Annotated in this window: 27 protein-coding genes; 12 read left to right on the plus strand and 15 right to left on the minus strand. The window is 59.8% G+C overall.

From position 1 onward, the window contains the following. Nucleotides 1-9: 9 nt before the first annotated feature. From hpaE to AC13QE_RS03810, 8 genes are read right to left on the minus strand one after another with little or no spacing between them, the layout of a single operon-like run. Nucleotides 10-1,527: a 5-carboxymethyl-2-hydroxymuconate semialdehyde dehydrogenase gene (gene hpaE / locus AC13QE_RS03775; protein ID WP_488482636.1), complete on the minus strand. Its 1,518-nt coding sequence runs from the start codon at nt 1,525-1,527 to the stop codon at nt 10-12. 41 nt (nt 1,528-1,568) lie between these two features. Then, the gene (locus AC13QE_RS03780; protein WP_488482637.1) at nt 1,569-1,955 is read right to left on the minus strand and encodes a 5-carboxymethyl-2-hydroxymuconate isomerase; all 387 of its coding nucleotides are present in this window, start codon (nt 1,953-1,955) and stop codon (nt 1,569-1,571) included. 54 nt (nt 1,956-2,009) lie between these two features. After that, nucleotides 2,010-3,029 (minus strand): phosphotransferase, encoded by a 1,020-nt coding sequence (locus AC13QE_RS03785; RefSeq protein WP_488482638.1) that lies wholly within the window; start codon nt 3,027-3,029, stop codon nt 2,010-2,012. 6 nt (nt 3,030-3,035) lie between these two features. Beyond that, nucleotides 3,036-4,319, minus strand: coding sequence for an aspartate aminotransferase family protein (locus AC13QE_RS03790; RefSeq protein WP_488482639.1), 1,284 nt, complete (start codon nt 4,317-4,319; stop codon nt 3,036-3,038). 2 nt (nt 4,320-4,321) lie between these two features. Beyond that, nucleotides 4,322-5,677 carry an aminotransferase class III-fold pyridoxal phosphate-dependent enzyme gene (locus AC13QE_RS03795; RefSeq protein WP_488482640.1) on the minus strand — a complete coding sequence of 452 codons (1,356 nt, stop codon included), beginning with the start codon at nt 5,675-5,677 and terminating at the stop codon, nt 4,322-4,324. A gap of 17 nt (nt 5,678-5,694) precedes the next feature. Then, entirely contained in the window at nt 5,695-6,345 is a 651-nt protein-coding gene (locus AC13QE_RS03800; RefSeq protein WP_132718038.1) for an HAD-IA family hydrolase, read from the minus strand. After that, nucleotides 6,342-7,595 carry a Tm-1-like ATP-binding domain-containing protein gene (locus tag AC13QE_RS03805; RefSeq protein ID WP_488482641.1) on the minus strand — a complete coding sequence of 418 codons (1,254 nt, stop codon included), beginning with the start codon at nt 7,593-7,595 and terminating at the stop codon, nt 6,342-6,344. The genes AC13QE_RS03800 and AC13QE_RS03805 overlap by 4 nt, the downstream gene beginning before the upstream one ends. Continuing rightward, nucleotides 7,595-8,380, minus strand: coding sequence for an IclR family transcriptional regulator (locus AC13QE_RS03810; RefSeq protein ID WP_488482642.1), 786 nt, complete (start codon nt 8,378-8,380; stop codon nt 7,595-7,597). The genes AC13QE_RS03805 and AC13QE_RS03810 overlap by 1 nt, the downstream gene beginning before the upstream one ends. A gap of 318 nt (nt 8,381-8,698) precedes the next feature. Here AC13QE_RS03810 and AC13QE_RS03815 point away from each other — a divergent pair, with 318 nt between their 5' ends. Together AC13QE_RS03815 and AC13QE_RS03820 are read left to right on the plus strand one after the other, a co-directional pair. Continuing rightward, nucleotides 8,699-10,153, plus strand: coding sequence for an APC family permease (locus tag AC13QE_RS03815; RefSeq protein WP_488482643.1), 1,455 nt, complete (start codon nt 8,699-8,701; stop codon nt 10,151-10,153). Between the two features lie 57 nt (nt 10,154-10,210). Further along, nucleotides 10,211-11,689 (plus strand): aldehyde dehydrogenase, encoded by a 1,479-nt coding sequence (locus AC13QE_RS03820; protein ID WP_488482644.1) that lies wholly within the window; start codon nt 10,211-10,213, stop codon nt 11,687-11,689. 88 nt (nt 11,690-11,777) lie between these two features. Here the strand turns inward: AC13QE_RS03820 and AC13QE_RS03825 are convergent, their stop codons facing one another. Next, nucleotides 11,778-12,290, minus strand: coding sequence for a flavin reductase (locus tag AC13QE_RS03825; RefSeq protein ID WP_402789667.1), 513 nt, complete (start codon nt 12,288-12,290; stop codon nt 11,778-11,780). 10 nt (nt 12,291-12,300) lie between these two features. Next, entirely contained in the window at nt 12,301-13,863 is a 1,563-nt protein-coding gene (locus AC13QE_RS03830; RefSeq protein ID WP_488482645.1) for a 4-hydroxyphenylacetate 3-hydroxylase N-terminal domain-containing protein, read from the minus strand. Nucleotides 13,864-13,958: 95 nt separating this feature from the next. On the opposite strand from AC13QE_RS03830, the gene AC13QE_RS03835 reads away from it, so the two are divergent. Further along, a complete protein-coding gene (locus tag AC13QE_RS03835) occupies nt 13,959-14,852 on the plus strand; it encodes a helix-turn-helix domain-containing protein (RefSeq protein ID WP_488482646.1) in 894 nt (297 codons plus the stop codon). Between the two features lie 42 nt (nt 14,853-14,894). Here the strand turns inward: AC13QE_RS03835 and AC13QE_RS03840 are convergent, their stop codons facing one another. After that, nucleotides 14,895-15,722, minus strand: coding sequence for an AraC family transcriptional regulator (locus AC13QE_RS03840; RefSeq protein ID WP_488482647.1), 828 nt, complete (start codon nt 15,720-15,722; stop codon nt 14,895-14,897). Nucleotides 15,723-15,819: 97 nt separating this feature from the next. On the opposite strand from AC13QE_RS03840, the gene AC13QE_RS03845 reads away from it, so the two are divergent. Beyond that, nucleotides 15,820-16,749 carry a phytanoyl-CoA dioxygenase family protein gene (locus tag AC13QE_RS03845; protein ID WP_488482648.1) on the plus strand — a complete coding sequence of 310 codons (930 nt, stop codon included), beginning with the start codon at nt 15,820-15,822 and terminating at the stop codon, nt 16,747-16,749. A gap of 1 nt (nt 16,750) precedes the next feature. On the opposite strand, the gene AC13QE_RS03850 is transcribed toward AC13QE_RS03845, so the two are convergent. After that, nucleotides 16,751-17,584 carry a putative nucleotide-diphospho-sugar transferase gene (locus AC13QE_RS03850; protein WP_488482649.1) on the minus strand — a complete coding sequence of 278 codons (834 nt, stop codon included), beginning with the start codon at nt 17,582-17,584 and terminating at the stop codon, nt 16,751-16,753. Nucleotides 17,585-18,126: 542 nt separating this feature from the next. Here AC13QE_RS03850 and AC13QE_RS03855 point away from each other — a divergent pair. Next, a complete protein-coding gene (locus AC13QE_RS03855) occupies nt 18,127-18,351 on the plus strand; it encodes a hypothetical protein (protein ID WP_488482650.1) in 225 nt (74 codons plus the stop codon). Between the two features lie 74 nt (nt 18,352-18,425). On the opposite strand, the gene AC13QE_RS03860 is transcribed toward AC13QE_RS03855, so the two are convergent. Both AC13QE_RS03860 and AC13QE_RS03865 read right to left on the minus strand, forming a co-directional pair. Continuing rightward, nucleotides 18,426-18,905 (minus strand): pyridoxamine 5'-phosphate oxidase family protein, encoded by a 480-nt coding sequence (locus tag AC13QE_RS03860; RefSeq protein ID WP_132718053.1) that lies wholly within the window; start codon nt 18,903-18,905, stop codon nt 18,426-18,428. 63 nt (nt 18,906-18,968) lie between these two features. Then, a complete protein-coding gene (locus AC13QE_RS03865) occupies nt 18,969-19,235 on the minus strand; it encodes a hypothetical protein (protein WP_488482651.1) in 267 nt (88 codons plus the stop codon). 280 nt (nt 19,236-19,515) lie between these two features. Between AC13QE_RS03865 and AC13QE_RS03870 the strand changes: the two genes are divergently transcribed. From AC13QE_RS03870 to AC13QE_RS03880, 3 genes are all read left to right on the plus strand, one after another. Further along, entirely contained in the window at nt 19,516-19,806 is a 291-nt protein-coding gene (locus AC13QE_RS03870; RefSeq protein WP_488482652.1) for a hypothetical protein, read from the plus strand. A 51-nt stretch (nt 19,807-19,857) separates the two neighbouring features. After that, nucleotides 19,858-20,400 (plus strand): DUF1269 domain-containing protein, encoded by a 543-nt coding sequence (locus tag AC13QE_RS03875; RefSeq protein WP_488482653.1) that lies wholly within the window; start codon nt 19,858-19,860, stop codon nt 20,398-20,400. Nucleotides 20,401-20,625: 225 nt separating this feature from the next. Then, nucleotides 20,626-21,723 (plus strand): FUSC family protein, encoded by a 1,098-nt coding sequence (locus AC13QE_RS03880; protein WP_488482654.1) that lies wholly within the window; start codon nt 20,626-20,628, stop codon nt 21,721-21,723. Between the two features lie 252 nt (nt 21,724-21,975). On the opposite strand, the gene AC13QE_RS03885 is transcribed toward AC13QE_RS03880, so the two are convergent. After that, on the minus strand, nt 21,976-22,254 hold the full coding sequence (locus tag AC13QE_RS03885; protein ID WP_015342821.1) for an HU family DNA-binding protein: 279 nt from the start codon (nt 22,252-22,254) through the stop codon (nt 21,976-21,978). Between the two features lie 355 nt (nt 22,255-22,609). On the opposite strand from AC13QE_RS03885, the gene AC13QE_RS03890 reads away from it, so the two are divergent. The 4 genes from AC13QE_RS03890 to kdpF all read left to right on the plus strand — a co-directional run bounded on the left by AC13QE_RS03890 (nt 22,610) and on the right by kdpF (nt 25,917). Then, a complete protein-coding gene (locus AC13QE_RS03890; protein WP_488482655.1) occupies nt 22,610-22,831 on the plus strand; it encodes a hypothetical protein in 222 nt (73 codons plus the stop codon). Between the two features lie 159 nt (nt 22,832-22,990). Beyond that, a complete protein-coding gene (locus AC13QE_RS03895; RefSeq protein WP_488482656.1) occupies nt 22,991-23,989 on the plus strand; it encodes a Tim44 domain-containing protein in 999 nt (332 codons plus the stop codon). 316 nt (nt 23,990-24,305) lie between these two features. Beyond that, nucleotides 24,306-25,316: a zinc-dependent alcohol dehydrogenase family protein gene (locus AC13QE_RS03900; RefSeq protein ID WP_488482657.1), complete on the plus strand. Its 1,011-nt coding sequence runs from the start codon at nt 24,306-24,308 to the stop codon at nt 25,314-25,316. 511 nt (nt 25,317-25,827) lie between these two features. After that, entirely contained in the window at nt 25,828-25,917 is a 90-nt protein-coding gene (kdpF, locus tag AC13QE_RS03905) for a K(+)-transporting ATPase subunit F (protein WP_041678183.1), read from the plus strand. The last annotated feature ends 21 nt before the right edge of the window (nt 25,918-25,938 follow it).

The raw sequence follows: 25,938 nt of genomic DNA on the forward strand, positions 1-25,938 counted from the left end.
ATTGGCGGCTCAGCCGCCGAGTTTCTGGATCGCGTGCGGCTTGGTGGCGAAGGCGACGTTCTTGGTTTCCATGTAGAAATCGAAGGACCAGTCGCCGCCGTCGCGGCCGATACCGGAGCTCTTGACCCCGCCGAAGGGTGTCGGCAGGTGACGCACGTTTTCCGAATTCACCCAAATCATGCCGGCCTCAAGGTGATCGGTGAAGCGGAAGGCGCGAGTGACGTCCGAGGTCCAGAGATAGCCGGTCAGTCCGTACTGGACGTCATTGGCCAGCGCCAGCGCATCGGCTTCGTCTTTGAAGGGAATGGCGGTCAGCACCGGCCCGAAGATCTCTTCCTGGGCGATGCGCATCTGGTTGTTGGCACCTGTGAAGAGTGTGGGCGAGACGTAGCAGCCACCGCCCGGGCCGTTGATCTTCTCGCCGCCAGCGGCCAGCGTCGCACCTTCCGAACGACCGATCTGAATATACTCCAGCACCTTCTTTTCATGCACGGGATGGACGAGCGGGCCGACGACCGTTTCCGGATCGAGGGGATGGCCGACCTTGATGCGTTTCGCCTTCTCTGCGACGATCGCGGTGAACTTGTCGTAGACGCTTTCCTCGACCAACAGGCGCGAGGACGAGGTGCAGCGCTCGCCGTTCAGCGAGTAGATCATGAAGACGGCGGCATCGGCGGCGCGCTCGAGATCGGCATCGGCAAAGACGATGACCGGGTTCTTGCCGCCGAGTTCGAAATGCACGCGCTTCAGCGTATCTGCGCCCTGCTTCATGATCATCGAGCCGGTGCGGCTTTCGCCGACGAAACCGATCGCCTTGATCAGGAGATGTTCCGTGAGAGCCTTGCCGGCATCTTCGCCGAAGCCGTTGACGAGGTTCCACACGCCCTTTGGCAGGCCGGCTTCCTCGGCGATCTCGACAAGCAGGCGCGCGGTCAGCGGCGAGAATTCTGCCGGCTTGTGAACGATGGTGCAGCCCGCAGCGAGAGCCGGCGCGATCTTCCAGGTCGACAGCATGAAGGGCGTGTTCCACGGTGTGATGATGCCGACTGGGCCGATCGGCACGCGCGTGGTCAGGTTCACCTGGCCTTCGGCGCGCAGCGCCTTGCCATCGCGCGCTTCCGGCGCGCGGTCGGCGAAAAAGCGGAAGTTTTCCGCCCCGCGAAGGGCTGCTTTCGCCATGAACTTCAACGACTGTCCGGTGTCCATGCACTCGACAAAAGCGATCTCTTCGGCGCGTGCAACGATCGCATCGGCGATCTTATGCAGGAGCTTCTTGCGCGCTTCGCCCGGCATCGCGGCCCATTCGGTGAAGGCAGCCTTTGCGGCCTTTGCGGCGCGATCTATATCGGCGGCCTTGCCGCGGGCAACGGTTGCCAGCGGCTTCAGATCAACGGGGGAGATGGTCTCGAATGTGGAGCCATCATCGGCCCGCACATCCTCACCATTGATGCGGTTCAGTACGCCGCTATCCTTGAAACGGGCGAGAAAGCCTTCGGCCTTTGCGATGTTTTCCTGCAGTTTGGACATCGTCTATTCCTTTAGTGTTATGTCGTCCCACGAAGGGAATGTCACTTGCCGCGCAGCCGCGGATGAATGGCGTTCTTCTTCCAGCTTAGCTCCGCATCGATTTCGCGGATTTCCAGCGACAAAGCGAAATGCGGCGTCTCGAAGAGCGGGCCGAGAACGTCGATGGCCGCGGCAAAGATCGCTTCGCCGGTGCGCTTCTTTTCGTCATCGATGCGGCCCTTGCCGATGCGGAAGTTCAGATCGACGAAGGCGTTTTCGGGTAGCTTGTCGGCGATGGCGTAATGCTCGGCGCGAAAGGCGCGCACCCGCACGGCCCCGACCTCGAAAAGCCCGGTGTCCAGGACCGTCTTCAGCAGCCGCTCGCAGAGCGCGCCGATATCGGCGCGGCCCTCCAGATTGGCCGAATATTCGATGGCGAGATGCGGCATCAAGTCCTCCCAAGACTTTAATTACTTAACACGTTAATAAATATCTCGCGGATGTCAAGCGGCAAAGTCGAGCTGTCTTGCCATCTCCAGACTTTCATGGACGTAACGCGACAAACGCTCGGCGGCGTCGGGAATTTCCGGACGCTCGGCGAGCCATCCGATATATGTAAGGTTCCGCAGCACCATGAATAGGGGCAGGGCCGCCAGAGCCGCCTCGGAAAGTGCGCGCCGGCCGCGATAGCCTGATATCAGCGCTTTCTCGATCACCGGATAGGCAGGTTCGTTGCGGTTCTTGAGCAGGGTCGTTGCGAGATCAAACAGCCGAAAGCCGTGCCCCGCATCATCGAAATCGATGAAGGCGACATTCCTGTCGGCTCCCGTCAGAAAGATGTTTTCCCGCACCAGATCGGCATGGATCAGCCCGTAGTTGAGGCTTTGGCTACCCGCGTTTGCGAGCAGTCGGCGTAGCTGGTGGCGTAACGCCGAGAGGGCGATAGTGCTCTCGGATGAAAGGCCGCGACAATCCCAGAAGCGGCCCCAGAGCGGCGTTTCGCCGACCAGCCCATCGATGTCCCAAACCGGGCGGTGAAAACGCGCTGGCGGGTCCCAGGCGTCGGCAAGCTCGTGCATGGTGGCCATGTTTTGCCCGATGCGGAAGAAGATTGCTTCCTGCATCTCAACAGGTTGCGATAGCGGCACGCCACTTTGGCCAAGCGGCACACCATCGATCCAGCTCACCACGTCCGCATACTGTTCGGCAAAATGCCTGTTGGCTGGCAATCGGACGAGGCTCTGCTTTCTGCTTGTTGGCACAGGGCTTGGTACATCCAGGCCGCCGAGCTTGAGGGCGGCCATGAAGTGCAGTTCCGAGCGCAGGCTCGTTTCGTCGTGATAGCCTGGCCGATGCAGCCGGAGCGCGGCGAACTGCCCTTCTTCCAGCGTAATGCGGAAAACGGCGTTCTCCCGATATTTCATCAGGACAGGTTCGTGGGCCTGCACAGGCCAATGGTCGAGTGCTTCCAGTGCACGTTTCTGCAAGGCGTCGCGGATGGTCTGTGGCAACGGATCGGCCATATTGCCTCACAGGCCAGTCAATACGTCGTCGAAGATAGACAACATGAAGTCGGCATTGTCCCGGGTGAATGGCATGGGCGGGCGGATCTTCGTGGCGCATTGATGAATGCCGATCTTGCCCATCAGCACGCCGCGCTCGCGCATGGCATTGATGATCCGGGTTGCGTCAGCGATAGCAGGCTTTTTCGTCTGCCTATCGAGCACGAATTCCGTACCCATGAAGAGGCCGCTGCCGCGCACGTCGCCGATGATCGAGTGTTTCTCGGCCAGCCGCTGGAAGGCATGGCGGGTATATTCGCCGACGTTGCGGGCATTCTCGACAAGATTTTCATCCTCGATGACATCAAGCACAGCCATGGCGGCCGCGCAGGAGACTGGATTTCCGCCGAAGGTGTTGAAATAGCGGAATGCCGTGCGGAAGGCGTTTATCGTGTCGAGATTGGCAATCACGCCGCCGACCGGGTGCCCGTTCGCCATCGGCTTGCCGAGCGTGACGATATCGGGAACGATACCAGCGTGCTGATGGCCCCACATATGCGTGCCGGTACGGCCGAAGCCGGGCTGCACTTCGTCGGTGATGACGAGGCCGCCGGCCTTGCGGACAGCAGCAACCGTTTTGTCGAGAAAACCAGGCGGCAGATCCGGAAAGCCTTCATTGGCGAAGAACGGATCGATAATGATGGCCGAGAAGCCATGCGGGCTGTTCTCGAGCGAGGCGATCGCTTTTTCGACTTCTGCCGCGAACGCCGTGGCAAAGGCATCTCCGCCTTCACCACCGAGTGGACGATAGCTGTCCGGCGCGGGCACGTGCCGGACATGGCCGCCGAAGCCGCCGACCGGCGGCATGCGGGTCGACAGCTGCGATACCGCGGTCGTGTTGCCGTGATAGGTGTGGTTCGTGGCGATGATGCCGGTCTTTCCGGTCATGGCTTGTGCCATGCGCAGCGCTACGTCATTTGCCTCGCTGCCAGTGCAGGTCAGGATCGCGGCATTCAGGCTTTTGTCGAAGGTTGCCGTCAGGCGCTCGACATAGTCGAGAATGCCTTCATGGAGATAGCGCGTATGCGTGTTCAGCGTCGAGGCCTGCCGCGTGATTGCTTCCACCACGCGGGGATGGCAATGGCCGACATGCGGCACATTGTTGTAGCAATCCAGATATTTGCGGCCGTCGGCGTCCCAAAGCCAAACGCCTTCCCCGCGCACGAGATGCACGGGGTCGTCATAGAAGAGCGACATGTTGCGGCCTAAAAGCCGTTCACGGCGCGCGATCAGGGTTGCGTTCTCGGACATGATCAGCCCCTTGCGGCGGTGAGGCCAGCGTCGAGCGCGGTCAGCATTGTCTGGACATTCTCGGCCGTCACGATCAGCGGTGGCGACATGATGACATTGGTGCCAGAGGTGCGGACCAAGACGCCGGCATCATAGGTCGCGTCCTGTACCTTCTGGACGATATCCTTGGCAGCACCGCTCTTCTTCGCGCGGTCGCTGACGAGTTCGAGGGCGCACATCAATCCCTTGCCTCTGATGTCGCCGACCAGCTCATGCTTGTCCTGCAATTTCTTCAGGCCGGCGAGCAGCTCTTCGCCACGGGCTGCGGCATTGTCGGCAACGTTAAGCCGCTTGGTTTCCTTTAAGGTGGCGAGGGCTGCTGCGGCACCGACGGGATGGCCGGAATAGGTGTAGCCGTGGCCGATGCTGCCAAGCGGGCCCTTGTTGCTTTCGAAGACCCGCGCCACCTTGTCGGAGATCATCACCGCGCCGAAGGGGAAATAGCCGTTGGTGATCGCCTTGGCCGTCGACATCATGTCCGGCTGCACGCCCCAGAGGCGCGATCCGGTCCAGGCGCCCGTGCGGCCGAAAGCGGTGATCACCTCATCGGCGATCAGGAGGATGCCGTGGCGATCGCAGATCTCGCGCATCAGCGGCAGGAAGGTCTCGTGCGGAACGATGACGCCGCCCGCGCCGAGCACCGGCTCGACGATGAGTGCGGCGATTGTATCGGCGCCCTGAAAGGCGATTTCATCCTCGAAAAGCCTGCCGATGGCAGCCGCAATTTCGGCACCGTCGGTGGTGTTGAACGGGTTGCGATAGGTGAACGGAGCGGGCAGGTGGAAGACGCCCGGCAGCAATGGCTCGTAGTTGCGGCGGAAGTTCTGGTTGCCGTTGACCGAGGCGCCACCGAAATGCGTGCCGTGATAGCCCTTTTTCAACGCGACGAACTTGGTGCGCTCCGGCTGGCCATTGACCTTGTGGTACTGGCGCGCCAGCCGCAGGCAGGTCTCGACCGAATCCGAACCACCCGAGGTGAAGAAGGAGCGGCTCAAACCATCCGGCTTGAACCATTCGGCAAGCTCGTAGGAAAGCTCGATCAGCGGGGAGTTCGTCGTGCCGCGGAAGGTCGAATAATAGGGCAGCTCGTCGAGCTGGTCGCGGATGGCCTTCTTCACCGGTTCGCAGGAATAGCCGAGATTGACGTTCCAGAGGCCGCCGACGGCATCAAGTACTTTCTGGCCGTGAATATCGACTATCTCGACGCCTTCGCCTGAATTGATGATGCGCGGCGGGTTGGCCTGCATCTCGGCTGGATGGGCCATCGGGTGCCACAGGTGGCGTGCGTTGTTTTCGATGATGAAATTGGTCTCACGCATGTCAAATTCCTCTTTGTTCAGAGCCCCAGCATCGCAAGTGCGCGGGCGTAGCTTTCGGCAGGGCGGGTCACGTCGAAATGCACGTGAGGCAGGTTCACGGCTTCAGCGCCCTCGATATTCTTCTTCTGGTCGTCGACGAAAACGCAGACCTCGCGCGACAGGTTGAGCTCGGCAAGGATGAGCTCGTAGGCGCGCGGATCGGGCTTGAGGATCTTCGTGTAGGTGGCGTCGACGATGACGTCGAAAAGCTCGATCAGGGGAAAACGCTGGCGGAACTCGACGCCATAGAAAAGGTCGAGTTCGTTCGACAGGATCGCCAGCTTGAGGCCGGCCTCCTTGGCGCGCAGGATAGCATCGCGTGCTTCCGGCCGTAGAACCAGTTCCGGCTCGGCGCCGCGCGCCCGGCGCACGAAGGTCTGCATGTCGGTCCAGTTTTCGCCGACCATCTTGCCGACTTCGCCGGCTCGCGTGAGCCAATAGTCCCGTTCTGTGATCTCGCGGTTCTGCATTGCGACCCAAAGCGGATCTGTCGCCGTGTCGAACGGGCCGAGCCAGGTCAGCGATCCGGGGGGAAGGCCAAGCGTGCGCTCAGTGACGTTATGCGTCTCGAAGAGGGTGCGGGTGACGACACCGCCGAAATCGAGGATAAGCGCGCGGTCTTGGGTCATGGCCGTCCCTCCGGGATGACGCCTTCGGCGACCCATCGATCGAAGATGGCAAGGGCGGCGGCAGAGAAGGCGGGAGCATTGATATGGGCGTCAACCTCGTGAAGAGCGACAGAGGGCGGAACAGCGCGGCGCATCTCATCGATGAATGCGTCGAGGCCTTCCGGATCATGCAGGGGCTCATCCGGCTTGTCCCATTCCTGTAGCCCGTCGGTCGGCAGCAGGAAGGCGACTTTCGCTTCGGCGCGTTGCAATTTCTGTCCGATCAGCCGAGCGACTTCGCGTCGGCCTTCCGGCGAGGTCGTTACCGACCCGATCAGCCGGTTGTGGGCGTGGTACGGGCGATCTACAAAGATCTCTGGCAGGGCTTGCCATGCCTGAAGATCGACCATGTCGATCGCACCGGGTGCGACGATCTGCGGAATGCCGGCGCGTCCTGCGTTTTCCAAACGATCGGGTCCAGAAGTGACGACGCTGCTATAATGATGATTGCTGACTTCCTGGATGCAAAAGTCGAAGACGGCGGCAAAGTCCCCCTTCGCGGCGATTGCTTCATAGGCCCGCCCGCCCATGCCCGTCGAATGAAATACGGCAACGTCATAGCCGCGCTTTTCCAGCTCGGGCCGCAGATATTTCATATATTTGAGGCAGGAGGAGCCAAGCGACGTCATGCCGACAAGGGGGCGTTCGCGATCGGGCTTGGTGCCGTGCCTTGCAGCGCCGACGACCGCGCCGCAGGCCTGTGAGAGCACGGAGCGGCAGATGCTGTTAAGGCCGTAGAGACCGCCAGCCCAGAGAATCATCATCAGGTCGGGCGCAATGCGTTCAGGCGGAATGAGATGGGAGTAGGCAATGGTCGAAACCACGAATTTCGGGACGCCGAGCGGCAGGACGGCAGCGACATCGAGCGCCAGATCCGTGCCCATGGAGCCGCCGAGCACGATGATGCCGTCGATGAGTCCATCTTCATAGAGGCGGAGGGTGAGGGCCGACGCACCCTTCGCCATAGCTGCCATGGCGCTGTTTTCATCACCGCTTTCGGCAATCGCCGTAATCGTGGTTCCCGCAGCCTCGGCAATGTCATGCTTGGAATAATCAGGATTATAGGGCGGATCGCCGAGAATGCTCACATCCATCATGATCGGTCGGCCACCGGCTTCGGAGATGACGGATGCCATGAATTGCAGTTCGTCGCATTTGGTGTCACCGGTTCCGATGACGAGTATCCGCGCTGAGGGAGCCTCCGGGCTCATCAATCCGTCCTCCTGAGTTTCGCAATGGTTCCCGTGGGTCTTTCCGACCCGTAATATTTTTCTGAGATCGCGTTGGCTGCAGCAGCGGCCCGCGCGCCGAATTCGTGAATGGCGGCCGTGTTGGTGCGCGAGAGCGGAGCGGCGATCGCGACACAGCCAATCGGGTGGCCGCCCGGTGTGCGCACCGGAGCGGCCGTGCTGATGACGCCGGCCTCCAGGCCCTGGTCAATGATGGAAAAGCCCCGTGCCGCGGTTTCAGCGAGCATCTTACGCAGCAATTGGGGATCGGTGACGGTGTGATCGGTAAATTTCTCGATCGGCTTTTTAAGTGCTGCGTCGATTTCTGCCGGTGGACAGAAGGCCAGAAAGGCGAGGCCTGATGCCGTCGCATGGAAGGGAAGGAGGCTGCCGACATCGACGATGATGCGGTGCGCGCGCGGCGAATCCTCGACGTGAATGGTCGAGAGCTGTCCGCCTGAAAACTCCGAGAGATGAACGGTCTCGGTCGAGGCTTCGGCAAGCGCTTTGATGAAGGGAATTGCGATCCGCAGGAAGGGGAAGCGTGCCTCCCGGATGCGAGCGAGGCGGACCGGCGCCGAACCGATGCGATAGCGGCGCGTGTCCTGATCCTGCTCGACGAAGCCGTGTTTTTCCAGCTCCACGAGAAAGCGTCGTGCCGTTGCCTTGTCCAGCGCGCACAGGCGGGCGATGTCGGTCAGACCCGCCTCCTTGTCCAGCCGTGACAGGGTATCCAGCAATGCTAGCGCCTTTCCGATCGTGCTCATCATTCCTCCTCTTGGGTTGGTCAGGTTCTGATTCTGTGCGTCCAGCCTCGGCTTCCCGTCAAATCAGCTTGCTGACCCTGCGCCGCGACACGATAGCAGCGACCCAAGATACTTAACATGCGAAATAACTTGACAGAGGCCGACAATGTTTGCAAGTCTATATTTGAAGTTAGGGTTCAAATAATGAACCTTAAGCGCTGACGGCGGCTAAATCAACAAAAGCATAAGCCCCGTTCGTCAGTCCGGTTTTTGGTGGAGGTCGCACGCGTGCAATCGCGGCGATGATCGGATGTTCTTAAACAAGGGGAACGAACGCAGATGAACACGCAAAATTCGCAAGGTGCCGCTGAAAACCAGCTGCGCAAGAACAGTCTCGGCGTTGGTGCCGTGACCTTCCTCGTCGTTTCGGCCGCCGCGCCGCTGACGGCTGTTGCCGGCGGCGTGCCGCTTTCGATGATGCTCGGCAACGGGCCGGGTATTCCGCTCACCTTCCTGCTGGTGACGGGTATTCTGTTGCTGTTTGCAGTCGGCTACGTCGCGATGGCCCGCCATATAAGAAATGCCGGCGCCTTCTATGCTTATACCGCCCAGGGCCTTGGCGGCCTCATGGGCGGTGCCGCCGCGCTCATTGCCATTCTTGCCTATAATGCCATGCAGGTCGGCGTTCTCGGGCTTTTCGGTGCTGCGACGAAGGGCTTCTTTGCCGAGCAGATTGGCCTTGATCTTCCCTGGTGGGTCTGGAGCTTTGTCGGCATCGCCTTCGTTGCCGTTTTCGGCTACCGCCGCGTCGATCTTTCGGCCAAGGTGTTGACGGTACTCGTCATTCTTGAATATTTGGTCGTGCTCGTCATCGATGCCGCGATCTTCGCCAAAGGTGGTGATGCCGGCCTCTCAGCAGCGCCTTTCACGCCGACCGCCTTCTGGAGTGGGACGCCGGCCATCGGCCTCCTGTTCTGCTTTGCCGCCTTCATCGGCTTCGAAGCGACGACCATTTACAGCGAAGAAGCTCGCGAGCCGGAAAAGACCGTGCCGCGCGCGACCTATATCTCCGTTCTCATCATCGGCCTCTTCTATATGTTGACCTCGTGGCTGATGGTCATCGGCGCCGGCGTCGATAAGCTTGTTCCCGCGCTGCAGGGCCTCGCCGATCCCACGACCTTCCTCTTCGGCCTTGCCGAGCGTTATGTCGGCCACTGGATTACCGTCGTGATGAGCGTGCTCTTTATCACCAGCCTGTTTGCCGGCATCCTTGCCTTCCACAATGGTGTGGCGCGCTACATGTATGTCGCCGGCCGCGAAGGCCTACTGCCGAAGTCGGTCGGTGTCACGCATCCGGTCTTCCAGAGCCCGCATGTCGGCTCGATCATTCAGACCGTTATTGCCATTCTGGTGATCGCGCTTTTCGCGGTGACAGGGCAGGATCCGGTGCTGGCGCTGTTCTCCTGGCTCACCAATGTTGCGACGCTGGCGATCATCCTGCTGATGGCTTTCACCGCCTTCTCGATCGTGGTGTTCTTCAGCCGCAATCCGGGGCTTGAGCGCAATGTGCTTGCTATCAAGGTGCTGCCGATCGTGACGGGTCTGATCCTTCTGGCGCTCGTCTATTATATCTCTGCGAATTTCGGCGCGATTGCCGGCGCCAATGGCGTGCTTGCGGTGGTCTTGCCGGGGTTGGTGCTGATTGCCGGCATCATCGGCTTTATCGCGGCGGCTCGTCTGAAGTCGTCCGATGCGGCAGGCTATGCCCGCCTCGGCGCCGGCCAGGAAGCCTGAACCAGTTCCAATCACGGTGGCGGTAAACCCCCGCCACCCTCTCTGTGAGACAATGAGATGCAGGAAAAGATCGACCAGCTCCGGACATTATCCGTTTCCCCGCAGGCATTGTTCATCGCAGGCGCCTGGCGTCAGCCGACCAGCGGCGCTGCGATGGACGTCATTTCGCCGATCGACGGAACAAAGCTGACCACGATTGCCGATGCCGGCACTGAGGATGTCGATCTCGCGGTCAAGGCTGCGCGGCAGGCTTTCAAAAAGGGCAGTTGGTCGAAGGCGGCACCGGCCGAACGCAAGAAGGTGCTGCTGAAAATTGCCGAACTGATCGAGAAGAACGCGCTTGAACTCGCCGTGCTCGGCGTGCGCGACAACGGCACGGAAATCTCGATGGCGCTCAAGGCCGAGCCCGGCAGCGCCGCCGGCACGTTCCGCTACTATGCCGAGGCGATCGACAAGGTCTATGGCGAGATCGCGCCGACGGCTCAGAATATTCTCGGTCTCGTCCATCGCGAGGCCATCGGCGTCGTTGCCGCCATCGTGCCGTGGAATTTCCCGATGATGATCGGCGCCTGGAAGATTGCTCCGGCGCTTGCTGCCGGCAATTCCGTCGTGCTGAAGCCCGCCGAGGGCGCGTCGCTGACGCTGCTGAGGCTCGCCGAAATTTGCACCGAAGCAGGATTGCCCGAAGGCGTGCTTAACGTCGTGACCGGTCGCGGTGCGGTCTGCGGCGAAGCACTGGGGCTGCATATGGATATCGATGTCCTCGCCTTCACCGGTTCCGGCCCTGTCGGACGGCGACTTCTGGAATATTCGGCGCGCTCGAACCTGAAGCGCGTCTACCTGGAGCTTGGCGGCAAGTCGCCCAACATCGTCTTTGCCGATGCGCCCGATCTCGATCAGGCGGCCAAGGTTTCTGCCTATGGCATTTTTCGCAATTCCGGCCAGGTCTGTGTCGCCGGCTCTCGGCTGCTGGTCGAGAAGTCGATTCATAAGGCCTTCTCCGAGAAGGTGGCCCGCATCGCCGAAAGCATGAAAGTCGGCGATCCATTGCAGCTTACGACGGAAGCGGGGGCTATTTCCAGCGAGATCCAGCTGAAGAAGGATCTTGGCTACGTGTCGCAGGCGATGTCGGAGGGCGCATCGCTGCGCGCCGGTGGTTCGCGTATTCTTGAGGAGACGGGCGGTTATTACATGCGGCCGACCGTATTCGACGTGACGCCGTCGATGACCCTGGCGCGGGAAGAGGTCTTCGGCCCGATCCTGTCGATCATCCCCTTCGAAACGGAGGCCGAAGCACTTGAGATCGCCAATGACACGGAATACGGCCTTGCCTCGGCCGTCTGGACCTCGAACCTGTCACGCGCCCATCGGATGGTGCGGGGCATCCGCGCCGGCGTGGTGCATATCAACACCTATGGCGGCAGCGATAACAGCGTGCCGCTCGGTGGCGTCAAGCAATCCGGCAATGGTCACGATAAATCGCTGCATGCGCTCGACAAGTATGTCGATCTGAAGACGGCGTGGATTCAGCTCTGACGGATTGCTTACTCATGCAAACAGGGTGCCGCATTATCATCGGCACCCTGTTTTCGTTTCTCGTGATCGCCAGCCATCCATGCAGCCCCTAGCCGCCGAAGCTGCCCGCCTGGGTCGGCACATGCACATAATTGCGGTCGAAATAGAGCAGTGCATGCCCATCCTTGCGGCTGCGAATATCCATCACTTCACCGATGAAGATATGGTGCGTGCCGACCAGGCGCGCTTCCGTCAGGCGGCAATCGAAGGAGACGATGGCGTCGGAGAGCGCCTGGCTTCCGGAGCGGAAGTTGATCCATTCCGCCGCGGCATAGCGTTCCTCCATGTCGGCGCGTTGGCCGGCGAAATAGCCGGCCAGTTCCTTGTGCTCCTGCGTCAGGACATTGACGCAGAAGCGGCGGTTGTCGAGGAAGAGGCTTGTTTGCGCCGAGCGACTGTTCATGCAGACCAGCAGCGTCGGCGGCTCGTCGGTGACGCTGCACATGGCCGTCGCCGTAAAGCCGCCGCGGCCGGCAGGGCCGTTGGTGGTGATGACGTTCACCGGCGCACAGACCCTGGCCATGGCGTTGCGAAATTCGGTTTTCGAGAGCTGCTCCTCCATGGCAACGTCCTCACTCGGCGGCGCTGCGGACTGGGGAGGTGTCACCCAGCGGCGGCAGCCACGTATCTCCGGTCCAGCCGTTTTCGTCGTAATCGCTCATGCACTGATCGACGAGCGCTTCCATTTCCTTCAACCGGCCGCCACGCTCGGCGCCCTTCAACACCTGTAGGCGGACTTCCTCCGGCGCGCCGGCATAGTTGAGCTCGTAAAGGGCGTGGCGGCCGCCGAATTCGGTGCCTGTGGCGTCCCAGAGCAGCTTCATGATCTTGATGCGTTCGATATGGCCCATGTCGTTGGAACCGCGCACATATTGCGCAAGGTAGCGGTCGATCTCCGGATTGCCGAAATCCCTGGCCGAGGAAGGCAAGTAGATCAGCCCCGAAGCGATGACCCTGCGTACGGTTTCGATGACGCGCGGATAGGCCTCCGACATGAAGGTGCGATAGGAGAGGGCTGCTTCCATGTTCGGCAGCACCGCGCCATTAGCCCAAGGCTGCGGATTATAGGCCATGGCGTTGGAAAACGACCAGAACATGTGGCGAAGCGCGATGATTTCGCCGAGTGCCGCCTGGTTGCCGCGGAAGGCATCGCCGCCGGTCGCGCGCAATGCCTTGGCGAGCAGCCCGGCGATGAAATCGAGCTTCACGGCAAAACGCGTGCAGCCCTGGAAGCAATAGCCGTGCATGAAGCCGGAGGCCGGATGGAAGGAGAGGATCTTGGCCGCGTCGCGCAGCACGAGCACGTCCTCCCAGGGCACGAAGACATTATCGAGCACGAGGATTGCGTCGTTCTCGTCAAAGCGAGAAGACAGCGGATAGTCGAAGGGATGTCCCACGGTATTGGCGGTCTGCTCGTAGGAGACGCGGCAGAACATCTTAATGCCAGGCGCATTCATCGGAACGATGAACATGACCGACAGAGACGGGTCTTCCGTGACGGTCGCCGAACTCTGGGCAAGGAAATTATAGTGGGTCAACGCCGAAGACGTCGCTACGACCTTGGCACCGGAAACGTAGATGCCGGCATCTGTTTCCTTGGTGATGTGGACGAAAACGTCCTTAACGGCATCGGCGGGCTTGTGACGGTCGATCGGCGGATTGACGATCGCGTGGTTCATGAAGAGCACGGATTCCTGCGCCCGCTTATGCCAGGAAAGCGCATTGTCCTTGAACGGCCCATACCAGTCGGCATTGGCGCCGAGTGTGTTCATGAGGGCCGCCTTGTAATCGGCGGTGCGGCCCATCCAGCCGTAGGACATGCGGGCCCAATCGGCGATGGCGCCCTGCTGGGCGACAAGCTCGGCGGAAGATTTCGCCACCCGGAAGTATTTGTGGGTATAGCCACCTGAACCGGTATCGGTCGGGGATGTCAGGCGATCCTTGGTCTTCTCGTCGTGCAGCGCGTCGTACATGCGGGCGAGCGAGCGGACGGAGTTGCGCATGGCCGGGTGCGCGGTCACATCGGCGATGCGCTCGCCATTGATATAGACTTCGCGGCCGTCGCGCAGGCTTTCCAGATATTCGGCGCCGGTAAACGGCCGGGTCTTGTCGCCGCGGTGATCTTCAGCTCGCATCTCGTATTCCTCCCTTGAGATCATGATCAATGCTACGTCCGGGACATCGCCGCGACCATGGACAAAGGGGGCAATTCGCTGGTACTTTTTCCGGCATGTCGCAGAAGAACGAAATTCCGAATTTCTTTGTCTATGGCGTGCCGAGCCGGGCGCTGGATGTCGGATTCCTGCATGTGGAAACGGTCATGGACCGAAAAACACTGCATTTTGGGCATGTCGCATCCCATAAACACCCGCTGATGGGGCAGATCACCTATTGGTACAAGGGCGGCGGTCGCTACCGGATCGAGGATCGGACTTGGAATTTTTCCGCTCCGACGATCAGTTTCGTACCGAGCAACATCATTCACGGATTCGATGTCGACGATCAGTCCGATGCCATCGTCCTTTCGATATCGGACGATACCTTAAAGGCTTTGGCACCCCAGGTGGATCTAAGCCTTGATGTGCCGACCTTTCTGACGGCGCGGCCGGACGATCCTTCCTGGCAAAAGATCGACACGCTGCTGCAGATGGTGAGTGCGGAATATCGCGAGCGTAGCGGCCAGAGTGAAAAGGTCATGCTTGGGTTGATCGGCGTCGTCCTGTCGCTGATGAGCCGGCTTGGCGGCAGCGCGGCGCTGCCTTCGGCTTCGCCGACCGTGGCGCTCGCGCTCGCGCTGCGGAGCGCCATCGACCGGCATTACAAGAGCGATTGGCCGGTCGGCAACTATGTCGACCTGCTCGCCACGACGCCGCATCTGCTCGATAAGGCGGCGCGCGAGGTCTTCGGGCACAGCGTCAAGGAGATGCTTTTGGACCGGCGGCTACTGGAAGCCAAGCGCCTCTTGATGTTCACCATCCGCTCCGTCGAGGATATCGGTCGCGAAGTGGGCTTTGAAGACCCCGCCTATTTCTCGCGCTTTTTTCGCAAACGGGTGGGGGAGGCGCCGGCGGCCTGGCGGCGCCGGAATTTGGAGCGGGAGCCATCGGGTAATGATGCGGCGTAACACGGACGGGTCGCTGCGACATGTTCGACATATCTTGATCGATCAGCTTCTCCGGTAGCGGGCGCGGAATTCGCGCGGCGTGCAGCTTTCGCGCTCATGGAATAGCCGAGAGAAGTAGAATGGATCATCGAATCCGACTTTCGAGGCGATGATCTCGATCTTGTCGTCCGTCATCGTCAGCAACTCCTTCGCGTGGTCCATGCGCAGGCGAAGCTGAAAGGCCTTCGGCGGCAGCCCGACTTCCGCTGTGATTTTCCGCCGCAGCGTTGCGGGTGACATGCCGTGTTCAGCGGCAAAAGCTGCCATGTCGAGGGATTGTGTCGCTCTTTGGCGAAGCGCCTCGATGATTTCGCCGATATCCGAGTCTTGCTGTAGGGAAGGAACGGCTTGGCTCACCTGCCGCGCAGCCAGAATGACGATCTGATGAAGAGTGGCGGCGGCGGCGGCTCGCGACAGGTTGGTATCTTCGATAAGGTCGTCGTGGATCGTGCTTAAGAGACGCTGCACGCTGTCGAGATTACGCAGGGTGATGAGCGGATTCTGCTCGCTGATGAGGCGAAGGCGCAGAAAGTCGCGCACGAGAGAGCCTTCGAAAAGCGCCCATCGCTCGCTCCAGCCTTGAGCATCGGGGCCGTACGAATGCTGGCGGTTCGCGAAGAGCCAGAAGAGCGCCGGGCCCTTCACGCTTCTGCGGCCGCCGGCATCCGTTTCGAAAAAGCCCTGACCGCTCTCGACGAGAACCACAGCATAGCTCGGTAGCTTCCGTGCCCTGACGGCATGCATGGCGTGCTGCCTGCCGCTGCCAGTGACCGACAGTCCTCCGGCGGCTGCAAGTGGCGAGCGGTAGATGGCATGTGTTGCCGGCTTCATGGTGAGCGAAAAGTCCAGTATTACTTTCGTCCATGTAGTGAACCATCGCTGACAGCTAGATTCAATGGGCAATCAATTCAAACCATAGGCGAGTGAAATGTCGATTCCCATGCAGGCTGTGCCCTCCGGCGAGAGTGCACTCAACCTTGTTGCCAATGGAAAGGTTCTCTCTACTGCGCCGCATCGGCTCGGCTATCTCAGCCCGACCGATCCAGGCATCGGTGTCGAGGCAATCCGCCGGCTTTATGAGGAGAACGGCTATGTATGGCTCAAGGGTTTCCTGCCGCGCAGGGACGTGATCGATTTTCGCGGCTGGGTCTTCGGCCATATGGCGAAGACAGGGCTGATCGAGGCGGGAACGGACCCGAGGGATGGGATATCCTCGGCTTCAGCGCCGGAAGGCCGGGATGTCGATCGTTGCCTGATGTCGCTCGTGCGCTCGGTCGCCTATGAGGGCTTTTGCGCACAGCCCCGTCTTTCGCGCTTCATGGACGAATTCCTCTCGGGCATCTCCTATCTGCACAAGCGCAAGATCATGCGCCATGTGCGGCCGGGAACGACGACGGCGACACCAGCCCATTACGATCTGGTCTATCTTCGCGGCGGCACCAGCCGGATCGTGACGGCATGGATACCGATCGGCGATATCCCGATCGAAATGGGCGGTCTGATCTATTTGGAGGGATCGCACGCGATCGGTGCCCGGATGGAGCACGAGTTCAGCGAAATGAACAAGGATCTCAGTCCTGAGGAACGCGTGAGCGCCTATAATCGAAATATGACGGAGGGGGGCTGGGTCTCGAAGGATCTGCCCGACATGGCGGAACGCTTCGATACGCGCTGGCTGGTCGCCGACTATGAGACAGGCGACGTCATGCTCCATTCACCATTCATGATTCACGCCTCGACCACCAATCAGGACAGGCAGCACAGACTGCGCCTTTCCACCGATATTCGCTATCAGAATGTCGAGGACGAGATCGATGCTCGATGGAACAACCACTGGACGCTCGGGGACATGTTGTGATTCAGGTTTGGTCCTGTTGCAGGCTCGTTCGAAGCGTGCCCCAATTGTCATCCTTTAGCACGCGTTCGATTTCCTCGACACGATCGCGACGGCGCTTCAAGCGCTTGCCGATGCGGCCAAACCAGCGTTTGCGCTTAGTCGCCTCGCGGCTTGCCTGTAGCTGCTCGATGAAGACTTCGCCGACGGACCCATTTTCGAGCCGGTCGAATATCCAGCAGAAGGACGCAGGCAATTTAGCCACCTTGAATTGCGGCTTCGCGCTCGCCGCATCCTCGGTGATGATTTCCTCCAGAACGACCTGGTCCCACACGTCAGGCTTGGCAAGGCATCCTTCCCGCCAGCGCTCGATGAGCTGCGCCGCGCCAGGCGTATCGTTGATGAGAATGGTCGCGCTGATAAGGCGTTCATCGCCTTCATAATAGACGGCAATGTCGCATTCGAGTTTGCGAAGCTCCGGCCAGGGATTGCGGTGGAAGACGGCGTCGACGTCGACATAGAGCAAAGGCCCGCGCAGCCTTGCCCTTTCCTGAAGCAGGAAGCCGGGTTTCAGTCCGGCATTCAGTACCCAGCTGCCGGCGCTGGGCACTGCCGTTGCCGAGACCTTCAGCCCGATCCGCTCGGCCGAATGGGCCATACGCTCCTTTTCCTGTTCGTAAAAACTGCCCTCGGTAAAAAATGCCACAATCGGGCCGTCGGCGCTGGTTGCCTTGGATGTGCGTTCGGCCAGATCCCGTTTGGCTGGGAAGGGGACAATCAATGCACGCTGCTGCGGACTCCAGGGGCGAATTTTATTGAGGATATTCAAGAAGGCACCTTCAGGGTTTGTAAGCTTCAATCGATATCCGCCAACCTTGAAAGCGTTGCGGACGAGATTGAGAGTTTGGATGAATAGGCATTTTTGCTGGCCGATGGCGGAAACGTCACATCGCTGGCGTTCGTACCGGATTGGCAAACCGTTTGATCTTCGCTAATCGATTGTCATGTCCGATAATGTCATCAAGTTTGAACGTCGTCCGAAGCCGAAACCGCCGAAACAAACGCCTCCCTGGCTCAAGCGTTTGTTGGCGATCCTGGCCGTCATTGCGTTTTTCGTAGCAGCCTTTGCTTATTTCACGCTGAAGAGCGGCGCAGCCGGCCCAACATTCTGAGCAGTTCAAGACGGCTCCCCTTGCTTTTCATAGAAAGCCGTCGAGCCTGGACACACTTCATCTCGGCAAGATTTTCTTTTGCTAGAAATGAAGGCGTTTATCTAGATATTTCAATTATTTAACGGAAATACTTCGTGTCCCCGCGGCTTGGTCGCGGGTGGAAGTTGATCCCAGCGTTTCTATATTTCAGGGATGTTCATGGTCTGACAAACAGGAAGAGGAGCAGGACATGACATTGACCTCGCAAGACGTCACCACCGTACTCGGCCCTGTCGACGAGACCCTTATCGCCGATATCGTTGCGACAGGCGCAACGCCGATGGAGCTGTCTGAGGCATGGGCTTGGGTCAACAGCGATGAGGCTTTGATCGGCGAGGGCCGCCATCTGCCGGCCGGTAAGGTGGCTGCGCTGGTGGATCTGCTTTCCGCCGACGACGAGGAATGGGAAGAGTAGCAATTGGCATTTTCAAGGCCTGATGCTAGCCATGCCGCCACCTCTATGCGGCATGGCTGCAGGCTCTAATATTCCTAAAGCTCGACCTTCGCGTTGTCACCCATGTCAGGTCTCGAATTCGAGACTGCAGCCGCTGCCATCTTAATGTAGCTGATGATGCTGCCGGGACTATCCCAGTATTCGGCGAAGACAGGCGTTACCTTCAAAACGCGGATCGAGGGATCGTCGGCACTATCCCACCACGCTCTGGCGCCTGTGGACCAGAGATCCCTGACGCGTTCGCGGTCGTTGCCGACTTCAGCCGTCCCGGATATCGAAACATATTTTTGACCCCGGGTGTCGGCGAAGGCGAGGCAGACATTCGGCCAGCGCGCGATCTCCTCATCCTTGTGGCCCGCGACATCCGTCAGGAAATAAATCGCATTTTCGATCGGTTCGGGATGAGCGGCCATCGGCCGTGCGCGCAGGCTTCCGGATATTTGCGTGGTCAGCATGCAAAAGCCGATCTTGTCGACCAGCTCCCAAACGCGGGCGTTCTCGTCGGTGTCCGTCATGGCTGTCTCCTGGTTTTGATTGCAAAGAGAGGGAGTTGAGCTAAGATCATCCGATGAAGGGGCCTATGGCTGTTCGCGAGTGCCCGGTGCGGCTTCACGCTGGTCCGCATCGTCAAGGTCGCTCTTCACGACGAAGGCGTCGCCATGCTGGCGGACGGCTTCTTTTTCCGCTTCGATATTGGGCACGTCGTCAGGAGCGCGCTCTTTGACGTGTTCCGACGCCGCGTCGATCTCACCTTTGGTCTGGTCGGCGGGAACCGATCCAGCGCGATTGCGGGTGGCGTCATGCTCGGTCTTCGAGTTGCCATTGTCGCGTCGCGTGTCTGTCATTTCGCTCATCCTGTTCGTCTGATCCGCGAAGTCTCGCGTCATTTTGAAGATGGCGCGGCCGAGAGCCTTCCGTGGTGCGGGGGCGACTGGCCACGTCGGTCAAACCGCGCGGCGCGCTCATTGTTCCGTACTCGCGAGGCAAACACCGATTTCCTTTGTCGATGGAGGCCAGAAGGCTGGGCGGAATGGAACCTTGAACCCGAATTTGCGTCTTCCTAAGTGAGTGACAGCCGAGGCTTTATGAGCTCGGTCACAATCACGTCTCTCAGGAGTGACCAAAATGGAAGAAAGAACAAAAACCATCGAAGAACTCAGCGTGGAAGAGCGCGAGAAAATTCTCATCGATGTTGCGAAGACATTGGAAGGCAATGCACGTGAGGCCCTCGTCGAAGGCAACAAACAATTCGCCATCCTGTCCACCAATATGGCGGAAGCGATCCGCGTCAATGCAGACGAGCTTGCCCGCGACGATCCGGAAAATGCGGAACGGCTTTTGCAACAGGCTGTCGCAATGATCTCGCAGTTCAATGCTACTCATCCTTACCGATTGGTCAGCACGGCTGTTCACTAAGGCGGCCCACGCCTCACTTCTCGTTTCGACAACACGACCCGGAGGATTTCGATGTCAGAACTTATTGTGCTTGGTTTCGATGATGCCGACAAAGCGGACGCTGTCCTGAACCGCCTCGTTCAGCTCGAAAAAGAATATCTGATCGATCTGGAGGATGCCATCATCGCCGTTCGTGATGAATCCGGAAAGGTTCGTCTGAAGCAGAGTGTCAATCTGACGGCGGCAGGCGCCGCAAGCGGTGGTCTTTCGGGCGCTCTCTGGGGTTCGCTCGTTGGTCTGCTTTTCCTTAATCCTCTTGCTGGGCTCGTCGTCGGCGGTGCAATCGGTGCCGGCTCCGGCGCTCTTGCCGGATCGATGGCCGATTACGGTATCGACGACGATCTCATGAAGCGTCTCGCCGAAACCATTCCGGCGAAGAGTTCTGCGCTTTTCCTCCTGATCCGCAAGGTTCAGCCGGAAAAGGTGCTTGCCGAATTCAAGGGCGAGCATGCGCGGCTGCTGCGCACCTCGCTGTCGCCCGAGCAGGAGGCGCGGCTGCGTCAGGTGCTTGTCGACGAGACCTCACCGACGCCTGAGGCTTCCGCCACCGTCTGAACGCAAATCCGATCTCTACTCCTGTCGTCGGAGGAGGCCGTGCTTTCGTCCAGGAAGCACAGTGGCTCAAGGATTGAATGGCGCGCTCGCCATTACCTGCGCGCCTTCCCTAATCGCGCAAATACTGCCATTGTAGGTCATGCGGTCATTCACTAGCGGCAGCAGGGAGAGGGGAAGCCCCGAACGGCCATTGTCAGCACACGTTTCCAGGCGAAAACTTGCGCGATGACCGATCCTGTAATTCGCCAAAGCCAGCCGCCGTCAAAACCCAAAACATCGCTGATTCAGACCAAACGCGCGGCGCTGCAGGCGCTAAGGGTCATGATCGCGTGCACGATCACCTATGCCATTTCACAGCATCTCCATCTCCAGCAGGGCTATTGGGCCGTCTTCACGGTACTGATCGTCATGCAGGCGTCGGTGGGCGCGACCGCCGGAGCGGCTTTCGACCGCCTGGTTGCGACGGTCGCAGGCGCCGTGCTCGGAGGTATTGCGGTCTTCGTCACGCCGCAGGAGCCGCTTGCGATTGGCATTGCCCTGATCTGCGTCGTCGGCGTTTCAAGTTTCGTGGCAGTGCGCGTGCCTCGTCTGCGCAATGCCGGACTGACGGCCGCGATCGTCATGCTGACGCATTCCACCGCCGTTCCCGTCGAGATTTTCGTGATCGATCGCATTGCCGAAATTACCCTGGGCGGTGTCGTCGGCGTGCTCGCCAGCCTGTTCATCCTGCCGACGCGCTCGCGGACCATGGTGTTGGATCGCTTCGGGTCGGCGCTCGATGTCATGGCGCAGATTTTGCGAAGGCTTGCTGCCGGGGTCGAAAAGGGTGAGCCTGTATCGGCCACCGAGGCAAATATCGCCCTGCGTCAGTCCTTGATGGCGACGGAAGCGCTTTTGACCGACGCGCAGCGCGAGCGCGCTTTCTGGCTGACACGACAGGGAATTTCGGAGGCCATTCCCCGTTCGCTCTGGCGCATCCGCAACGACATGACCTATCTCAGCCATATCGTGGAAACACCTTTCCCGCCGGCGATTGTCGAAGTGCTCGGGCCGCAGGCAGGCGGAATGCTGGAGGCACAGGCCCGCTTTGCGGAGGCATGCGGCCGGGCGTTGCGTGCCGGTGGCGAAATCGATCCGGATGTGCTTTCAGCAGGCGACGCGGCTTTCGACGCCGCGTTCAGCACTCTTCAGACTTCCGAGGCCGCCCAGTCGATGGGATTTAGCGAAACGGGCCGGTTGTTCGGTCTCGATTTCACATTGCGACGCATGCGCCAGAATTTTCTCGATCTCGCCGACCGCATCCGCGAAAGCAACGTCAATTGAAAGGCTCCAGCCTGAATTTTCGGTATTGGTGTCGATCAAATTCTGATCAACGCCCCGACTTCTCTTTCGATTTCCGCTCGTTCGACGCGCTTCGCAAGATGGTTGTGATCGGAGATGAAGAGTAGGGCCTTCCAATATTCGACGGCCTGCGGCCGTGGAACAACATTCGCTTATATACGAAACGACAAATGACCGGCCCTAGCGGATAGGGTCGGTCATGGAGCCTACGGGCCTTGCCGGCCAGAGCAGGGATTATTTGTTGAGCGCATCCTTCAGCGCCTTTGCGGGCGTGAAGGTCAGCTTCTTCGATGCTGCAACCTTGATGGTTGCGCCCGTTCCGGGGTTGCGTGCTTCGCGCTCCGGCGTATCCTTGACCTTGAACTTGCCAAAACCCGGAATGGAGGTTTCGGCGCCGGAGGTCGCGGCTCCGGTGATGGCGGCAAAGACGGCTTCGACGATTGCCTTGCCTTGTGCCTTGGTCAGCTTGTGATCTGCGGCAATCTTGTCTGCAATTTCATTGGTAGTGGTCATGAGGCTTCCCCCGCATTGATAACGGCGGAATCATTTCCATTGGAGATGCCCAATGTCACGAGGAGTTCTGCCATGAAGGGCCGAGAAAGCCTGCATTTCCACAGGTTCCGACGCATTGACGCCATTTTGGAGGTTTTCCGCGGGTGATTTTCCAGGCGAAGACCTGATCATGCGGCCGATAGAGAGCGACAAACGGGTATCCGCAGAAGCCCGCGAATCTCCGGAAATGGACGAACCTTGGGGCAACGGCGCATCTTTTCACCATATGGACACCCGCTATGGCGGCGCGATCGGGGTGGCCTTTCGCTGGTTGGCTCTATAGAGGCTTGCTCACGATGGATGAATGGAACAAGCAATGGAACACGAGATCAAGATAGACAACCGCGGCGATTTCGGACTGTGGGCAATCGAGGTCGCAAAGCAGATCATCAGCAGTGAGGGCTTTGAACTGGCAAGAGCAGCACGGGACGGCACGGACGACGATGTCCGCGCGGCCGGCAACGCACTTGGCCAGGCGATCACCAACGCAATGATGGAAGTCTATGATGGCCTGATCGATAGAGCTGATGAAAATTAGGATCGTCTTAGATCGTTGCTGCCGAGCATCCGCATACGGATAGATTGGTTTGGTTGAAATCCAAAAGTTTCGGCAACTTAAAATCGCAGCCTTACAATCACGAACAGGCATCCCCATATAAGGGCAAATTCGTCTTTCTGCCCTATGACAGGAGAGCCAATGTTCAGTGCAGTGCCGCGCTTTGCCAAGATCGCAGCTATCGTCGTCCTCGCCGCCGCGTCGTCCGTGGCGACCTTTGATGCCGCCGATGCACGTCGGGCTGGATCCAGCGGCTTCGGAAGCCGTGGAACGCGCACCTTCGATACCCCGGCCATTACGAGGACGGCGCCCACACAGGCCGCACCCATTGACAGGACGATGACGCAGCGGCCGCCGCAGCAGACGACAACCCAGCCGCCGCTTGGTGCGCCCCAGCGTCCTGGCCTTTTCGGCGGCTTCGGCGGGTCGATGATCGGTGGCCTGATCGCCGGTGGCCTTCTCGGCATGCTACTCGGCCATGGTTTCGGCGGTGGCATCGGCTTTCTCGGAATGCTGCTGCAGATCGGTCTGATCGTGCTGCTCATCAGCTTTGCGATGCGCTTCTTCGCAAACCGGCAGCGCACGCAATATGCAGCACCCGGATCTGGGTCGTCCTACAATATGAACCCGATGAACAACGCGGGCGCATCGCCGCGTCCTTCCTTCTCCATTCCGTCCATCGGCGGCGGAGCAGCGGCCGCCCAAAAGATGCGCCAAGCCAATGACGAGATCGGGCTGCAGCAGGCTGATCTCGATCGTTTCGAGCACCTTCTCACCGAAATCCAAACAGCCTATGGCGCCGAGGATTATGCGGCGATCCGTCGGCTGACCACGCCGGAGGCGATGTCTTATCTGGCCGAGGAGCTCGGTGAGAACGCTACCAATGGCGTGCGCAACAGCGTTTCCGATGTGCGCCTGCTGCAGGGTGATATCGCCGAGGCCTGGCGTGAGGAAGATGCCGAGTATGCAACGCTTGCAATGCGCTACTCGAGCATCGACGCGATGGTCGATCGCACGACCGGAAAGCTTGTGGATGGCGACGACCGCAATCCTTCCGAGACGACGGAACTCTGGACCTTCGTGCGCAAGCCGGGTTCGGACTGGAAGCTTTCGGCGATCCAGGGAACCGGCCAGCATTAAATTTGAACTGAGGCCAGTTGGAGATTGCCCCGCGCGCAAGCCGGGGCAATCGGCTGATCCGGCACAGACACGAGTCCCTCCAAGGCGGGGCTTGGGTTTTATTGGCGCCTTCTCGGTCGCGGCCCTGTCCGAAGGCCATTCGCTTTTTAAAGCTCTCCAATACCAATATGAGAAGACTTTCAGGCGAGTGCTGTGGTGCTTGCTCGAGCGTCTAGCGCATCGGCTATGGAGCGGCTACACGCACCATTGAGTGCTATAGTGCGGATGGGAGCAGCGCAGTAGCGCAAGAATCAAACCTTATGCTTGGAGGAGGCGAATGAGGGCAGTCCGTTTGGAAGCGATCGGCGATATGACCATGCGCATGGTCGAGAAGCCGAGCGCCGGGCCGGGAGAGATCATCGTGCGGATTCTCGCCGCCGGCATCTGTGGGTCCGACCGGCACATGTACAAGGGCGAATATCCGACGGCGATCCCGGTGACCCTGGGTCACGAGTTCTGCGGCCTCGTGGAAGAGGTGGGTGAGGGTGTTTCGTCATTTGTAGGCGGAGAACTCGTCACGGTCGATCCGAATATTGCCTGCGGTACCTGCCCTGCCTGCCGGCGTGGGCGGCCGAATCTCTGCGCCAACCTCACGGCTATCGGCGTGACGCGCGATGGCGGCTTTGCCGACTATGTTGCGGTTCCCTGCGGTCAGGCGTTCACGTTGCCCCCAGATCTCGATCCCGTCCATGGCGCTTTCTGCGAGCCGCTGGCCTGCTGCATCCATGCCATCGACAAGGCACAAATCCGTCCGGGCGATAGCATTGCCATATTGGGCGGCGGCGTCATCGGCCTGCTCATGGTCCAACTGGCCCGTTTGGCCGGCGCAGACCAGATCATCCTTGTTACAAGACAGCTGTCGCGGCGCGAGGCGGCGTTGCGCCTGGGAGCGACGCTGGCCCTCGACCCGACGGCGATCGATGCGGTTGCCGCCGTCAAAGACGCGACCCGTGGCGGCGTTGACGTCATCATAGAATGTGCCGGCGTTCCCGAAACGCTTCAGAGCGGCGTTCGGATGGCGCGGCGCGGCGGTGCTTTCGTCCTCTTCGGTGTAACGCCGGCAGGCCTCGAAGTGCCCATTCTGCCGTTTGATCTGCTCGTCAATGAGGTTGAGATCAGGCCGGCTTATCTCAATCCTTTCACCCACGCTCGCGCCGCCGCCATGGTGGCAAGCGGGATTCTGGAGCTGGATTCGCTTGTTACGAAGACGATCGGCCTAGAAGACGTCGCAGGCGTGGTTGGCAGCGCGCCGCTGGCCGGCGAAATCAAGGTCATAGTTCGGCCCTGAGCGCTACCCGCATTCATGTGCGAACGGGACCGGTGGAGCCGCGCCGGATCAAGCTGGACAGGCTCTTTGATGAGGGTGTCCATTCGCGGCGTGCTATCGGTCCGGTCTTCATCGATCAGGGACTCCCATCGTCGGATGGGCTGACTCTTCGAACGAGTTGAGCAGCACAGGCCGGCATCTGCTTCGCATATGAACAGACTTTCAGCCCGTCATCATCCGCACCGGCATTTATAAGATTTTTATATCTTCCGCTTTCCCGCCGTCTCGAACCTTAATGCGGTTCGGTCGCATATTGTGTCCGGAAGATGCACCCCAAGTGATCTTTCTGGTCGGCAGAAAAAAAGAGGCGCCCTGAGCAAGGGCGCGCTCCATCGTTTCTGCATTCAACAATAACAATCAAGGAATTGCGATCGATGATGGACATTCTTCTTGTCGGGATCGGCGTTTTATTCTTCCTCCTTTGCGTCGCTTACACCAAGGCCTGCGACAGCCTCTAGTCGGAGAGACGGCAATGCTTCTCGATTACATTCTCGGTGGCGGCGTGACGATCTTTCTCACCGTCTACCTGGTCTACGCTCTCATTCGCCCCGAGCGCTTCTAACAGCGCTTCATAGGGAAAGTT

The organism is Martinezella sp. CNPSo 3957, from assembly GCF_057784395.1.

Excerpts from the sequence above, each read along its gene's own strand:
- AC13QE_RS03870 (WP_488482652.1), top strand. The coding sequence starts at position 19,516 with ATGGAAGAAAGAACAAAAACCATCGAAGAACTCAGCGTGGAAGAGCGC.
- AC13QE_RS03785 (WP_488482638.1), bottom strand. The coding sequence starts at position 3,029 with ATGGCCGATCCGTTGCCACAGACCATCCGCGACGCCTTGCAGAAACGT.
- AC13QE_RS03880 (WP_488482654.1), top strand. The coding sequence starts at position 20,626 with ATGACCGATCCTGTAATTCGCCAAAGCCAGCCGCCGTCAAAACCCAAA.
- AC13QE_RS03825 (WP_402789667.1), bottom strand. The coding sequence starts at position 12,290 with ATGGAGGAGCAGCTCTCGAAAACCGAATTTCGCAACGCCATGGCCAGG.
- AC13QE_RS03860 (WP_132718053.1), bottom strand. The coding sequence starts at position 18,905 with ATGACGGACACCGACGAGAACGCCCGCGTTTGGGAGCTGGTCGACAAG.
- AC13QE_RS03885 (WP_015342821.1), bottom strand. The coding sequence starts at position 22,254 with ATGACCACTACCAATGAAATTGCAGACAAGATTGCCGCAGATCACAAG.
- kdpF (WP_041678183.1), top strand. The coding sequence starts at position 25,828 with ATGCTTCTCGATTACATTCTCGGTGGCGGCGTGACGATCTTTCTCACC.
- AC13QE_RS03805 (WP_488482641.1), bottom strand. The coding sequence starts at position 7,595 with ATGAGCCCGGAGGCTCCCTCAGCGCGGATACTCGTCATCGGAACCGGT.
- AC13QE_RS03840 (WP_488482647.1), bottom strand. The coding sequence starts at position 15,722 with ATGAAGCCGGCAACACATGCCATCTACCGCTCGCCACTTGCAGCCGCC.
- AC13QE_RS03820 (WP_488482644.1), top strand. The coding sequence starts at position 10,211 with ATGCAGGAAAAGATCGACCAGCTCCGGACATTATCCGTTTCCCCGCAG.
- hpaE (WP_488482636.1), bottom strand. The coding sequence starts at position 1,527 with ATGTCCAAACTGCAGGAAAACATCGCAAAGGCCGAAGGCTTTCTCGCC.
- AC13QE_RS03780 (WP_488482637.1), bottom strand. The coding sequence starts at position 1,955 with ATGCCGCATCTCGCCATCGAATATTCGGCCAATCTGGAGGGCCGCGCC.
- AC13QE_RS03875 (WP_488482653.1), top strand. The coding sequence starts at position 19,858 with ATGTCAGAACTTATTGTGCTTGGTTTCGATGATGCCGACAAAGCGGAC.
- AC13QE_RS03795 (WP_488482640.1), bottom strand. The coding sequence starts at position 5,677 with ATGCGTGAGACCAATTTCATCATCGAAAACAACGCACGCCACCTGTGG.
- AC13QE_RS03890 (WP_488482655.1), top strand. The coding sequence starts at position 22,610 with ATGGAACACGAGATCAAGATAGACAACCGCGGCGATTTCGGACTGTGG.
- AC13QE_RS03835 (WP_488482646.1), top strand. The coding sequence starts at position 13,959 with ATGTCGCAGAAGAACGAAATTCCGAATTTCTTTGTCTATGGCGTGCCG.
- AC13QE_RS03815 (WP_488482643.1), top strand. The coding sequence starts at position 8,699 with ATGAACACGCAAAATTCGCAAGGTGCCGCTGAAAACCAGCTGCGCAAG.
- AC13QE_RS03800 (WP_132718038.1), bottom strand. The coding sequence starts at position 6,345 with ATGACCCAAGACCGCGCGCTTATCCTCGATTTCGGCGGTGTCGTCACC.
- AC13QE_RS03855 (WP_488482650.1), top strand. The coding sequence starts at position 18,127 with ATGACATTGACCTCGCAAGACGTCACCACCGTACTCGGCCCTGTCGAC.
- AC13QE_RS03810 (WP_488482642.1), bottom strand. The coding sequence starts at position 8,380 with ATGAGCACGATCGGAAAGGCGCTAGCATTGCTGGATACCCTGTCACGG.
- AC13QE_RS03865 (WP_488482651.1), bottom strand. The coding sequence starts at position 19,235 with ATGACAGACACGCGACGCGACAATGGCAACTCGAAGACCGAGCATGAC.
- AC13QE_RS03895 (WP_488482656.1), top strand. The coding sequence starts at position 22,991 with ATGTTCAGTGCAGTGCCGCGCTTTGCCAAGATCGCAGCTATCGTCGTC.
- AC13QE_RS03790 (WP_488482639.1), bottom strand. The coding sequence starts at position 4,319 with ATGTCCGAGAACGCAACCCTGATCGCGCGCCGTGAACGGCTTTTAGGC.
- AC13QE_RS03845 (WP_488482648.1), top strand. The coding sequence starts at position 15,820 with ATGTCGATTCCCATGCAGGCTGTGCCCTCCGGCGAGAGTGCACTCAAC.
- AC13QE_RS03900 (WP_488482657.1), top strand. The coding sequence starts at position 24,306 with ATGAGGGCAGTCCGTTTGGAAGCGATCGGCGATATGACCATGCGCATG.
- AC13QE_RS03830 (WP_488482645.1), bottom strand. The coding sequence starts at position 13,863 with ATGCGAGCTGAAGATCACCGCGGCGACAAGACCCGGCCGTTTACCGGC.